This is a genomic window from Tateyamaria sp. 7Alg 36, assembly GCF_059882455.1.
Map to the genome: position 1 here is coordinate 2,426,706 of NZ_CM187613.1, position 11,834 is coordinate 2,438,539.

At 61.7% G+C, this 11,834-nt stretch carries 12 protein-coding genes and 2 riboswitches; of the genes, 9 read left to right on the top strand and 3 right to left on the bottom strand.

Features of this window, described 5'->3' with window-relative positions:
• The first annotated feature begins 145 nt into the window (after nt 1–145).
• Nucleotides 146–1,012, top strand: coding sequence for a branched-chain amino acid aminotransferase (locus AC6GQJ_RS11890; RefSeq protein WP_500768476.1), 867 nt, complete (start codon nt 146–148; stop codon nt 1,010–1,012).
• Nucleotides 1,013–1,136: 124 nt separating this feature from the next.
• Here the strand turns inward: AC6GQJ_RS11890 and AC6GQJ_RS11895 are convergent, their stop codons facing one another.
• Both AC6GQJ_RS11895 and aroC read right to left on the bottom strand, forming a co-directional pair.
• Nucleotides 1,137–2,078, bottom strand: a complete 942-nt coding sequence (locus tag AC6GQJ_RS11895) for a DMT family transporter (RefSeq protein ID WP_500768478.1) — start codon at nt 2,076–2,078, stop codon at nt 1,137–1,139.
• Nucleotides 2,079–2,120: 42 nt separating this feature from the next.
• Nucleotides 2,121–3,233, bottom strand: coding sequence for a chorismate synthase (gene aroC, locus AC6GQJ_RS11900; RefSeq protein WP_500768480.1), 1,113 nt, complete (start codon nt 3,231–3,233; stop codon nt 2,121–2,123).
• A gap of 93 nt (nt 3,234–3,326) precedes the next feature.
• A riboswitch (TPP riboswitch) is annotated at nt 3,327–3,427 on the top strand.
• 38 nt (nt 3,428–3,465) lie between these two features.
• On the opposite strand from aroC, the gene AC6GQJ_RS11905 reads away from it, so the two are divergent.
• Genes AC6GQJ_RS11905 through AC6GQJ_RS11915 form a run of 3 tightly spaced genes read left to right on the top strand, consistent with a single transcriptional unit; the run spans nt 3,466 to nt 6,663 of the window.
• Entirely contained in the window at nt 3,466–4,446 is a 981-nt protein-coding gene (locus AC6GQJ_RS11905) for a thiamine ABC transporter substrate-binding protein (protein WP_500768482.1), read from the top strand.
• Complete coding sequence (locus AC6GQJ_RS11910) at nt 4,422–5,984, top strand: thiamine/thiamine pyrophosphate ABC transporter permease ThiP (RefSeq protein ID WP_500768484.1); 1,563 nt, start codon at nt 4,422–4,424, stop codon at nt 5,982–5,984. Before AC6GQJ_RS11905 ends, AC6GQJ_RS11910 begins: the two co-directional genes overlap by 25 nt.
• Complete coding sequence (locus tag AC6GQJ_RS11915; protein ID WP_500768486.1) at nt 5,971–6,663, top strand: thiamine ABC transporter ATP-binding protein; 693 nt, start codon at nt 5,971–5,973, stop codon at nt 6,661–6,663. The genes AC6GQJ_RS11910 and AC6GQJ_RS11915 overlap by 14 nt, the downstream gene beginning before the upstream one ends.
• Here AC6GQJ_RS11915 and AC6GQJ_RS11920 read toward each other — a convergent pair.
• Entirely contained in the window at nt 6,652–7,092 is a 441-nt protein-coding gene (locus AC6GQJ_RS11920) for a 6,7-dimethyl-8-ribityllumazine synthase (protein ID WP_500768488.1), read from the bottom strand. The genes AC6GQJ_RS11915 and AC6GQJ_RS11920 overlap by 12 nt on opposite strands.
• Nucleotides 7,093–7,172: 80 nt before the next feature.
• A riboswitch (FMN riboswitch) is annotated at nt 7,173–7,322 on the bottom strand.
• Between the two features lie 61 nt (nt 7,323–7,383).
• Here AC6GQJ_RS11920 and AC6GQJ_RS11925 point away from each other — a divergent pair.
• The 5 genes from AC6GQJ_RS11925 (at nt 7,384) to AC6GQJ_RS11945 (ending at nt 11,694) form a co-directional block, all read left to right on the top strand.
• Entirely contained in the window at nt 7,384–8,016 is a 633-nt protein-coding gene (locus AC6GQJ_RS11925) for an FMN-binding negative transcriptional regulator (RefSeq protein WP_500768490.1), read from the top strand.
• A 41-nt stretch (nt 8,017–8,057) separates the two neighbouring features.
• Complete coding sequence (locus AC6GQJ_RS11930; protein WP_500768492.1) at nt 8,058–8,660, top strand: glutathione S-transferase; 603 nt, start codon at nt 8,058–8,060, stop codon at nt 8,658–8,660.
• 307 nt (nt 8,661–8,967) lie between these two features.
• The gene (gene petA / locus AC6GQJ_RS11935; protein WP_500768494.1) at nt 8,968–9,531 is read left to right on the top strand and encodes a ubiquinol-cytochrome c reductase iron-sulfur subunit; all 564 of its coding nucleotides are present in this window, start codon (nt 8,968–8,970) and stop codon (nt 9,529–9,531) included.
• 14 nt (nt 9,532–9,545) lie between these two features.
• On the top strand, nt 9,546–10,889 hold the full coding sequence (gene petB, locus AC6GQJ_RS11940) for a cytochrome b (RefSeq protein WP_500768496.1): 1,344 nt from the start codon (nt 9,546–9,548) through the stop codon (nt 10,887–10,889).
• Nucleotides 10,890–10,902: 13 nt separating this feature from the next.
• A complete protein-coding gene (locus AC6GQJ_RS11945) occupies nt 10,903–11,694 on the top strand; it encodes a cytochrome c1 (protein ID WP_500768498.1) in 792 nt (263 codons plus the stop codon).
• The last annotated feature ends 140 nt before the right edge of the window (nt 11,695–11,834 follow it).

The following is an 11,834-nucleotide window of genomic DNA, read 5'->3' on the forward strand; positions in this document are numbered from 1 at the left end:
CGTTCTTTTTCTGACCGTTGCAGGGCAGTTTAAGTCAGCCTTGTTGACATTCCAAGAGCGAAGCGATATCGAATCTCAGGTTTTGCGCAACTTTATATCCGAAGTGGACGTATTGGCGCAATTTTCGCAAATTACGGAGGCTGACATGGCTGCATATGATGATCGCGACGGTAAAATCTGGATGGACGGCCAAATGGTCGACTGGCGCGCTGCCAATGTCCACGTCCTGAGCCATGCCATGCACTATGCAAGCTCGGTTTTCGAGGGCGAGCGCGCCTATAACGGCAAGATTTTCCTGAGCCGCGAACATTCCGAGCGCCTGCACTTTTCCGCGGGCGAGCTTGATTTCCAGATCCCCTATACCGTGGACGAGATCGAAGCCGCCAAGCAGCAGGTGCTGACCGCCAATGGCCTGACCGACGCCTATGTGCGTGCGGTTGCATGGCGCGGTGCGGGCGAAGACATGGGTGTCTCCTCGGCGCGCAACCCCGTCCATCTGGCCATCGCCGCATGGGAATGGGGCAGCTATTATGGCGACGCCAAGATGAAAGGCGCCAAGATCGACATCGCCAAGTGGAAGCGCCCCAGCCCCGAAACCATTCCGGTCCATGCCAAGGCGGCTGGCCTTTACATGATCTGCACCACCTCCAAACATGCCGCCGAGGCAAAGGGCTGTTCCGACGCGCTGTTCATGGATTACCGCGGCTATGTGGCCGAGTGCACCGGCGCGAACATCTTTTTCGTCAAGGATGGCGAGGTGCACACGCCCAAGGCAGACGTGTTCCTGAACGGCCTGACCCGTCAGACAGTCATCGGCATGCTTGAGGACAAGCAGATCAAGGTGCACCAGCGCGTGATCATGCCCGAGGAACTGGAAGGGTTCGAACAGTGCTGGCTGACCGGCACCGCTGCCGAAGTTACTCCCGTGGGCCAGATCGCCGATTACAATTTCGAGGTTGGCACGATCACACGGTCAATCGCGGAAGATTACGAAAAGCTCGTCCGCGCCTAAGACGGATTGTCTCTGACGGCGTTGCCCTTTGGCTGCGCCGTTTGGAAGGTTGAAAATCAAAACCGCATCCTGTGCAGCGCATGGGGTGCGGTTTTTTCATGCAGCAGCCTGTTGCGCGATACGCTCAGCTTTTCGGGTCGCTGACCTGTCGCACTTTCTTGCGGTCTACGCCCAACTGACGCTCGCGCCAGATGATGAGCACGCCGCCCAGAACGACCAAGGCCGCGCCCGCCACCATGTGCGGTGTCGGCACCTCGGCAAAGACGAGATAGCCGATGATCGCGGCAAAGATCAGCGACGAATATTCGAACGGTGCCAGCATGGACGCCCCGCCAAAGCGATAGCTCGACGTGACAAGAATTTGCGCCACTCCCCCGATCAACCCTGCCGAGATCAGCAGGCCGATATTGAACGGCGATGGCACGACCCAGCCAAAGGGCAGGCTCAGCAGGCTGAGCACCGTGGCGGTCAGCGAGAAGTAGAAAACGATGGCCGCCGTATGCTCTGTCTTGACCAAAGTGCGGATATGCACCTGCACCAGCGCGCGCAGCATTGACGCGGCCAGCACCATCACCACCCCGATTGTGCCCGCGGCACCGATGGTGTTTGCGTCCATGCTCAGCCGTGTCCAGATCACGATCATTACCCCGAACAGCCCCAGTGCAACCGCACTGATGCGGAACAGGCGCACGGTTTCCCCCAGCATGAGGGCGGCCAGAATGACGGTGAACATGGGCGTGGCGTAACCGATGGCCGTCACTTCGGGCAGGGGCAGCAGGCCCAATCCGGCAAAGGTCAGCGCCATCGCGCATGTGCCGAACAGCCCGCGCCAGATATGCCCCATCAGGTTGACGGGCACCAAAGCCTCGCGCAGATCGCCGCGCTGCCATATCCAGCCGACGATGATCGGCATCGCAAAGAGAGAGCGGAAAAAGACGGCCTCGCCTGCGGGAACGGTCTGGGTCGCTTCTTTGATCATGGCGGCCATGACCATGAACAGGAACACCGCCGACAGCTTGAGCGTAATGGCAAGACCAGGTTTATTCTGGGTGGATGGAGCTAACATATGCGCCGATCCATGAACCCTGTTTGCGGGATTGGCAAGGCGCTACTGGCGCGCCTCACCGATCTGGCCACGCACGCCGCCGGTCTGGCCGCGATCCAGCAAAAGGTGATCAAGGATCACGCAGGCCATCATCGCCTCGCCTACCGGCACGGCACGGATGCCGACACAGGGATCGTGACGGCCTTTGGTGAAAATCTCGGCATTTTCGCCGGACTTTGTGATCGTCTTGCGGGTTTGCAGGATGGACGAGGTAGGCTTGACCGCGAAGCGCACCACGACATCCTGTCCGGTCGAAATTCCGCCAAGGATGCCGCCCGCATGGTTCGAGGAATATTCCGGCCCGTCCGGCCCCATGGTGATTTCGTCGGCGTTCAACTCACCCGTCAGCATTGCCGCTGACATGCCTTCGCCAATCTCGACCCCTTTAACCGCGTTGATCGACATCATCGCGGCGGCAAGGTCGGTGTCGAGCTTGCCGTACACTGGGGCGCCAAGGCCCGCAGGCACGCCGCGCGCCACCACTTCGATCACCGCGCCGACGCTGCTGCCGGACTGGCGCAGGCCGTCAAGGTATTCGGCCCATGTGCCCGCCGCCTGTGCATCCGGTGCCCAGAAAGGGTTCTGGTCGATCTGCGCCCAGTCGAATTGGTCGCGGTCGATCTCGTGCGCGCCCATGCGGGTCATGTAGCCTTTGATCTCGACCTTGGGAGCGAGTTTTGCCAATGCCGCGCGGGCCAGTCCGCCTGCCGCCACGCGGGCCGCCGTTTCCCGTGCCGAAGACCGTCCGCCGCCGCGATAGTCGCGGATGCCGTATTTCTGCCAATAGGTGATGTCGGCATGACCGGGGCGGAATTTCTCGGCAATATCGCCATAGTCCTTGGACCGCTGGTCGGTGTTTTCGATCATCAACTGGATCGGCGTGCCGGTGGTCACCCCTTCAAACACGCCGGACAGGATTTTGACCGCATCCGGTTCGCGCCGCTGGGTGGTGAATTTGTTCTGGCCGGGTTTGCGCTTGTCCAGCCACTGCTGGATCATCGCCTCGTCAATCGCGACGCCGGGGGGGCAGCCGTCAACCGTTGCGCCAAGCGCGGGCCCGTGGCTTTCGCCCCATGTAGTGACGCGGAAAAGATGGCCAAAGCTGTTGATCGACATGGGGCATGCTCCTTTGCGATCCCGTCTAGCGGTGCGGGTGGGGCGGCTCAAGGTGTTTTCCGCTTGATAAGGGGGCATCGTCCCCCTAGCTTCCGCGCTACCTCGGGGTGCTGGAAACAGCTGAGATGCAATGATGCGAACCCGTTGAACCTGAACCGGTTAACACCGGCGGAGGGAAGGTTTGGAGCATCCCAACACCGAATTCCCGCCGTCTTCTGTATTGGAGAATGCGATGAAGTATTTGATGACAACTGTGGCTGTGCTGGCCGCTGGCGCGGCATGGGCCGACACACCTGTGTTGACCGTTTATGCGGGTGACTATTTCACCTCTGAATGGGGGCCGGGCCCCAAGATCGAAGCGGGGTTCGAGGAAATTTGCGACTGCGATCTGCAATTTTCTACTGGCGATCTGATGCCGCGCCTGCTGCTGGAAGGTGAGCGTACCAAGGCAGATGTCGTGATCGGCCTGTCCACCGACGTGACGGCCAAGGCCCGCGCGACCGATTTGTTCGCGCCGCACGGTCAGGACAACGCCGCGCTGACCCTGCCCATTGCATGGGAGGACGACGTATTCCTGCCATTCAACTACGGGCACACGGCCTTCATCTATGACGAGACGCGCATCGACACGCCGCCGGCAAGCTTTGCCGACCTGCTGGAGATGGATGACGACATCAAGATCGTGATTCAGGATCCGCGCACGTCGATCTCGGGTCTGGCACTCGTCCTGTGGGTCGAGGCGGTCTATGGCGACGACGCTGCCGATGCATGGGCCAAGCTTGCGCCCAAAATCCTGACCGTGACCAAGGACTGGTCGGCCAGCTATGGCCTGTTCACCGATGGCGAGGCCGACATGGTCCTCAGCTATACAACTTCGCCCGCCTATCACATGTTCGCCGAAGAGGATTTCACCAAGAAGGCGGCGATCTTCCCCGAGGGTCACTATTTCATGGCCGAAACTGTGGGCAAGATCGCAGGCACGGATGTGCCCGAACTGGCCGATGCTTTCATGGACTATGTGATGAGTGCGGATTTCCAAGCCATGATCCCGAGCGCGAACTGGTCGCTGCCATCCGCGCTGCCACAGGCCGACTGGCCGGAAGGGTGGTCCGATCTGCCTTTGCCTGAAAAGGTTCTGTTCTATTCCGAAACAGAGGCCGCAGAAATTCAGGCTGAAGCGATCGAGACATGGCGCGCCACGCTTTCCCAGTAAAAACGGGCGCCCGTTTGGGGCCGGTCGCGGCGGGGGTGGTCATCGTGCTGATCCTCGCCGCGCTGGCCGCTGTGGCCAGCCGCGCCGACTGGCCCGTGCGTTTCGGTGCGGGCGACGGCGCGGCGGTGCGGTTCACGCTGTGGCAATCGCTTTTGTCGGCAGCGTTCAGCGTCGCCTTTGCCATTCCTGTGGCGCGCGCCTTGGCGCGGCGGCGGTTTGTGGGGCGCGGTGTGCTGGTGACGCTTCTGGGTGCGCCGTTCATTCTGCCTGTCATTGTGGCGGTGATGGGCATCCTGACCGTGTTCGGCCGTGCCGGATGGGTCAGTGCGGCGCTTGGTCTGGTAGGCCTACCGCCGCTGTCGATCTATGGCCTGCCCGGTGTGGTGCTGGCCCATGTGTTTTTCAATATGCCGTTGGCGACGCGCTTGATCCTGCAAGGCTGGCAGGCGATTCCGGCGGAACAGTTCCGCCTTGCGGGCCAGTTGGGTCTGCCGCCCATGGTGGTCTTCCGCACGCTGGAATGGCCGGTATTGCGTCAGGTGGTGCCGGGGGCTTTCGCGCTGATCTTCGTCCTGTGTCTGACCAGTTTCGCGGTGGCGCTGACGTTGGGCGGCGGGCCGCGTGCCACGACCATCGAACTGGCCATCTATCAGGCGTTCCGCTTTGAATTCGATCTGGGCCGCGCCGCGGTGCTGAGCCTTTTGCAATTGCTGGTCGCCGGATCGGCGGCGGTGTTGGCGCTTTGGGTGTTGCCTGCGGTGACGGCGCAGATGGGACGCGACCGCCCGTTGCAGCGCTGGGATGCGCGCGGGCTGGGGCTGCGTTTGCTGGACGCGCTCTGGATCACGTTGGCGGCTGGGTTTCTGTTGGTGCCGCTGGGCGCCATTGTCGGCGCGGGGCTGATCGGCTTGGGGCAGATGCCGCCGCTGGTGTGGCACGCAGCATGGACATCGCTGTGGGTGGCGGTGCTGTGCACGGTGCTGCTGGTTGCGCTGTCGCTGCCGGTTTCGATCTGGCTGGCGCAAACGCGCTGGGGCGGTGCCGAGGCGCTGACATTGATCGGCCTCGCCGCGTCGCCGCTGATGATCGGGACGGGGTGGTTCATCCTGATCTACCCTTTCGCTTCGCCGGTGGATTATGCGCTTCTGGCCACGGCGCTGGTCAACGCGATCATGGCGCTGCCTTTTGCGGTGCGTATCCTGCTGCCCGCCATGCGGCAGGTGTTAAAGGATTACGGACGGCTGAGCGCTGGGCTGGGCCTATCCGGTTTTGCCTTGTGGCGCATTGTGATCCTGCCACGGGTACGCGCGCCGCTTGGATTTGCCGCCGGACTGGCGGCGGCGCTGTCGGTGGGCGATCTGGGTGTGGTCACCCTGTTTGCGGATTCGGACATGGCCACCTTGCCGTTGCAGATGTACCGTCTGATGGGCACCTACCGCACCGATGCGGCGGCGGGGGCGGCATTGCTGCTGCTGGCGATGGCATTGGGGCTGTTCTGGATGTGTGACACATGGGGGCGACGGCATGTTGCAGGTTGAGGCGTTGCGCGTCACGCAGGGGGCATTCTCCCTTACCGCCGATTTCACGGTAGAGAGCGGCCAGCGCGTCGCCGTGATCGGCCCGTCGGGGGCGGGGAAATCGACCCTGCTAGGGGCCATCGGGGGCTATTTGCCCTGCAACGGTGCCGTGCGCATCGGCGGGCGCGATGTCAGTGATGCGCCACCGGACCAGCGCGGGATTGCGATGCTGTTTCAGGATGGCAACCTGTTTCCGCATCTGACGCTGGCGCAGAATGTCGGACTGGGCCTGCGCCCGTCCCTGCGGCTAAGCGCGCCCGAGCAGGCATCCGTCGCCCAAGCCTTGGACCGTGTCGGCCTTGGCGGATATGCCGCGCGCAAACCGGCGGATATTTCGGGCGGCCAGCAAAGCCGCGCCGCTTTGGCCCGCGTGCTGGTGCAGGGCAAGCCGCTGCTGCTGCTGGACGAACCCTTTGCCGCGCTTGGCCCCGCGCTGCGCGCCGAGATGCTGGACCTCACCAGCGATGTGGCCCGCGAAACGCAGGCCACGGTGCTGATGATTACCCATGCCCCGCAGGATGCAGAACGGGCGGCGGATCAGGTCATCTTTGTGGATCAGGGCCACGCAAATGCCCCCGTTCCGGTGGCCGAGATCATGGCCAACCCGCCCGAAGCGCTGCGCGCCTATCTAGGCGACTGAGCGTAATCCTTTGCGCGCCTCAAGGATGCCGAAGGCCGCCTGCGCTGCCTCGCGCCCTTTGGTCACGAAGTGATCAGCATAGATCGCGTGGTGATGCGCGGTATCCTGAAACTGGTGCGGGGTCAGGGATACGGACAGGACCGGCACACCGGTCTTCAGCCCCACCTGCATCAGTCCGTCGACAACGGCGGCGGCGACAAAATCATGGCGGTAGATACCACCATCCACCACCAAGGCGGCACAGATGATCGCGTCATAGCGCCCTTCGGCGGCCAGCGTCTGTGCCATCAACGGCATCTCGAACGCGCCAGGTACGTCATAGGCATCGACCTGTGCGGGGGGGATGACTTCGGTGAAACCGTCATAGGCACGGTCAACAATATCCGCATGCCAGCGGGCTTTTACGAAAGCGAAACGGGTGTGTGTCATACAGATATCTCCTTTAGGTCCAGACACTTCACCCAAGGCGATTGCGCACAGCGCCACACACCCGTCAGGGCGGCACCGCTGCACGTTCTCTTTCATCCGGACTATGACCGTCGGCTCAGGCCTCTCACCTGATCTGCTGGACCCTTGGCCAAGGCCAAGGCGCTCGCGGGCTTACGGGTCGATGCCCGCATACCGCCGGTGGGGAATTCCGCCCCGCCCTGAGAACACGGCGAACTTGCCAAGTCCCGCCGCCAGAGGCAAGAGGGATGCAACAGTGACCGGACCCGACCCATGCATCCCAATCCCGCCTTTCGTGGTGAAACCGCGCAACAGAACCTTGATTTTGCCCGCGCGCGCAGCTTTGGCATTCTGGCGGTGAATGGCGATGAGGGGCCATTGATGTCGCATGTGCCGTTTCTGCTGTCCGAGGATGCGGGGCACATGGACCTGCATCTGGTCCGTTCAAACCCAATTGCGCGGGCGCTGGCGTCCGCCGGTCCGATCGCCGCGCGAATCGCGATCAGTGGCGCAGATGGATATGTATCGCCCGACTGGTACGAAGTGCCCGATCAGGTGCCCACGTGGAACTATGTCGCCGTGCATTTGGCAGGCCCGCTTGAACTGCGACCGCAGGAAGAATTGCGCGCCCTGCTGGACCGCCAGTCGGCACTGTTCGAAGAGCAGTTGGATCCCAAGGCACCGTGGACAACCGACAAGATGACGCCGGATGTGCTGGACAAGATGTTGCGCCAGATCGTGCCATGCCGGATGCGGATCGACGCGGTGGACGGCACTTGGAAGCTGAACCAGAACAAGCCGGACGCGGTGCGCCTGCGCGCTGCGGATTATATGGACGCCTATGGCATCGGGTCCGAAACCCGCATCCTTGCCGCCCTGATGCGCGGTGCAGATAGACAGGGCTGATCGCTCTGAATACTGTTGCGGCGAAACGCAAAGGATCAGCCATGAAGCTCTTTTATTCACCCGCCTCGCCATTCGTGCGCAAAGTCGTTGTCCTGCTGGACGAGCTTGGGAAAACCGACGCGGTCGAACGGGTCGAGGTATCGACCACGGTGCTTGCCTCTGATCCGGCGCTGGTGGCGGCGAACCCGCTGGCGCGCCTACCGTCGCTTGTGCGCGAGGACGGGATCACCCTGCATGACAGCCGTGTCATCACAGCCTACCTCGATGACCTCTATCAAGGCGGGATGTATCCGACAGGCAGTTCGCGGTGGGAGGCGTTGACGCTGGAATCCACCGGCGACGGCATGATGGATAGCGCCGTGGCGATGGTCTACGAAACCCGCCTGCGCGCGCCGGAACAAGTGTCCGAGGCGATGATCGAGGCGCAGTGGGCCAAGGTTTCGCGCGGGCTCAACGCGCTGGAATCACATTGGATGAGCCACCTGTCAGGGCCGATTGGGATCGGACATATCTCTGTCGCTTGTGCCCTTGGCTATCTTGATCTGCGCCACGGCGACCGGAACTGGCGCGAGGGCCGTCCGGCACTGGCCGCATGGTTCGAAACCTTCGCCGCCCGCCCGTCGATGCAGGCCAGCAAACCCTGACGCCATGTCACCGCTTTCGGCGCGCATTTCCAGCGCCGGAACAACACCCCGATTCCATCGTGAAACGGCGAATCACCGACCCGTGATCGCTGTGTCACAGGTGGCGTGAAAACGGGGCGGAAACTGACATAGGTCTTGATGGGTCATATCAAAGGCTTAAAGCGGCCCCTGCGACCACGTGTGTCAGATTGTATGCTGGACGCGGGCGCGCCGCGAAGATAGATAACCCGATAAATCACACGCTGCGGTTTTGCGGCGCGTGTTGCAATTGGCCCGTCCGGGTCGCCGGAAACTGGAGAAGTCCCCCGTGTCCCACGCAGAAGAAGAGCACGAAGGTAACCGCCGCGATTTCCTGTACTACGCCACCGCTGGCGCTGGTGCTGTCGTAGCCGGAGCCGCAGTTTGGCCATTGGTCAACCAAATGAACCCCTCCGCAGATGTTTTGGCCTTGTCCTCCATCCGCGTCGACGTCAGCAGCGTCGAGCCGGGCACGCAGTTGACTGTGAAATGGCTGGGCAAGCCCGTCTTTATCCGTCGCCGCACCCCCGAAGAGATCGAGGCCGCGCGCGAGGTTGACGTGAACACCCTGCCTGACACGGGCGCGGAAAACGCGAACGCGCCAACAGGTGCCGACGCGTCGGACGAAAACCGCACGCTGGATGAAGCCGGTGAATGGCTGGTCATGATGGGCGTGTGTACGCACCTTGGCTGTGTGCCTTTGGGCGACGCCGGTGATTTCGGTGGCTGGTTCTGCCCGTGCCACGGTTCGCACTATGACACTGCCGGACGTATCCGTCGCGGCCCCGCGCCGACGAACCTGCCGGTGCCTGTTGCTGAATTCGTGGACGAAACCACGATCAAACTCGGTTAAGGGAGAGATAAGCCATGGGTGGAATTCCTCACGACCATTACGAACCGAAAGCTGGCTGGGAAAAGGGGCTTGCCAAGCGTTTGCCCGTTGTCGGTCTGCTTTACGACACGCTGATGATCCCCACGCCCAAGAACCTCAACTGGATGTGGATCTGGGGCATTATTCTGACGTTCTGTCTGGCGCTGCAAATCATCACCGGCATCGTGCTGGTCATGCACTACACGCCACATGTCGATCTGGCCTTTGCGTCGGTTGAACACATCATGCGCAACGTGAACGGCGGGCATATGCTGCGCTATATTCACACCAACGGCGCGTCGCTGTTCTTTATCGCTGTTTATGCCCACATCTTCCGCGGTCTCTACTACGGGTCCTACAAGGCCCCGCGCGAGATCACGTGGCTGATCGGGATGCTGATCTATCTGTTGATGATGGGCACGGCGTTCATGGGCTACGTTCTGCCATGGGGCCAGATGTCGTTCTGGGGTGCCACGGTTATCACCGGTCTGTTCGGCGCGATCCCCTTTGTGGGCGAAGCGCTGCAAACATGGCTGCTGGGCGGGCCTGCTGTTGATAACTCGACACTGAACCGTTTCTTCAGCCTGCACTACCTGCTGCCCTTCGTGATTGCGGGTCTTGTGATCCTGCACATCTGGGCCTTCCACACCACGGGCAACAACAACCCCACAGGTGTCGAAGTGCGTCGCGGGTCCAAGGAAGAAGCAGAAAAAGACACCCTGCCTTTCTGGCCCTACTTCGTGATCAAGGACCTGTTTGCGCTGGCCGTTGTGCTGGTGGTGTTCTTTGCCGTGGTCGGTTTCATGCCGAACTACCTTGGCCACCCTGACAACTATATCGAGGCGAACCCGCTGGCGACGCCTGCGCACATCGTGCCCGAATGGTACTTCCTGCCGTTCTACGCGATCCTGCGTGCCTTTACGGCGGATGTTTGGGTTGTGATCATCGCAGAGACGCTGACAGGCGGCATCGTTGACGCCAAGTTCTTTGGTGTGATGGCGATGTTCGGTGCGATTGCCGTGATGGCGCTGGCCCCTTGGCTGGACACATCCTCGGTCCGCTCGGGCCGCTATCGTCCGATGTTCAAATGGTGGTTTGCCCTGCTGGTTGTCGACTTCTTTGCCCTGATGTGGCTGGGGGCGATGCCTGCGGAAGAACCGTTCGCATCGCTGTCGCTGATCGCGTCGGCCTACTGGTTCGCGTATTTCCTCGTCATCCTGCCACTGCTTGGCGTGATCGAGAAACCGGATGCGCAGCCTGCGACCATCGAAGAAGACTTTGCCGCGCATTACGGTGGCGACGATGCGGGTGCGTCCCCATCGACGCAACCAGCGGAATAAGGAGAGACTGCGAATGTTCAAGAAACTTGCAGCAAGCGCGGTGGCAGCCATCATGCTGACCACCGGCGCATTCGCCGCTGGCGAGGCAACGGGCCACGTGGAAAACATCGGGTTTTCCTTTGACGGACCGTTCGGCACCTACGACCAGAACCAGTTGCAGCGCGGCTTGCAGATCTACACCGAGATCTGCGCGGCCTGCCACGGTCTGAAATTCGTGCCACTGCGGACGCTGGGCGATGACGGTGGTCCGCACCTGCCCGACGATCAGGTTCGTGCCTATGCCGAGTTCTACGAAGTGTTCGACGCCGAGCTGGACGATTTCCGCCCCGCAACGCCTAACGACAACTTCCCGGGTTCTGCACTGTCCAACGCGCCTGACCTGAGCATGATGGCTAAGGCGCGCGCGGGCTTCCACGGCCCTTACGGGCTGGGCATCAACCAGTTGATGAACGGCATCGGCGGTCCTGAATACATCGCGGCCCTGCTTCAGGGTTATACCGGTGAAGAAAAGGAAGAAGCGGGTTCCGTCCTGTACGAAAACACAATCTTCCCAGGTGGCTGGATCGCTATGGCGCCCCCACTTTATGGTGAGGATGTCGAGTTTGCAGATGGCCACGCCAACGACCTGCATCACCTGGCCGAGGATGTCTCTGCCTTCCTGATGTGGACCGCTGAGCCCAAGCTTGCCGCACGCAAGCAAGCCGGTTTTGTCGGTGTGCTGTTCCTGACGCTGTTGTCGGTGCTGCTGTACCTGACCAACAAGCGCATCTGGGCACCGGTTAAGGCACGCGCCAAGAAGAAATAACAGGCGACGCATATCTCTTGCTTGAAAGCCCCGCCAATCTGGCGGGGCTTTTTTGTTTTGCGGAGTATTCTGGGAATTGGCGGGGCAGACGGCGCGTGGATGGTTGGGGCATAGGGGCTCTGCCCCCGCGCTGCGCGCGT

Coding starts and splice junctions, on each gene's coding strand:
- AC6GQJ_RS11890 (WP_500768476.1), top strand. CDS start 146: ATGGCTGCATATGATGATCGCGACGGTAAAATCTGGATGGACGGCCAA.
- AC6GQJ_RS11895 (WP_500768478.1), bottom strand. CDS start 2,078: ATGTTAGCTCCATCCACCCAGAATAAACCTGGTCTTGCCATTACGCTC.
- aroC (WP_500768480.1), bottom strand. CDS start 3,233: ATGTCGATCAACAGCTTTGGCCATCTTTTCCGCGTCACTACATGGGGC.
- AC6GQJ_RS11905 (WP_500768482.1), top strand. CDS start 3,466: ATGAAGTATTTGATGACAACTGTGGCTGTGCTGGCCGCTGGCGCGGCA.
- AC6GQJ_RS11910 (WP_500768484.1), top strand. CDS start 4,422: ATGGCGCGCCACGCTTTCCCAGTAAAAACGGGCGCCCGTTTGGGGCCG.
- AC6GQJ_RS11915 (WP_500768486.1), top strand. CDS start 5,971: ATGTTGCAGGTTGAGGCGTTGCGCGTCACGCAGGGGGCATTCTCCCTT.
- AC6GQJ_RS11920 (WP_500768488.1), bottom strand. CDS start 7,092: ATGACACACACCCGTTTCGCTTTCGTAAAAGCCCGCTGGCATGCGGAT.
- AC6GQJ_RS11925 (WP_500768490.1), top strand. CDS start 7,384: ATGCATCCCAATCCCGCCTTTCGTGGTGAAACCGCGCAACAGAACCTT.
- AC6GQJ_RS11930 (WP_500768492.1), top strand. CDS start 8,058: ATGAAGCTCTTTTATTCACCCGCCTCGCCATTCGTGCGCAAAGTCGTT.
- petB (WP_500768496.1), top strand. CDS start 9,546: ATGGGTGGAATTCCTCACGACCATTACGAACCGAAAGCTGGCTGGGAA.
- AC6GQJ_RS11945 (WP_500768498.1), top strand. CDS start 10,903: ATGTTCAAGAAACTTGCAGCAAGCGCGGTGGCAGCCATCATGCTGACC.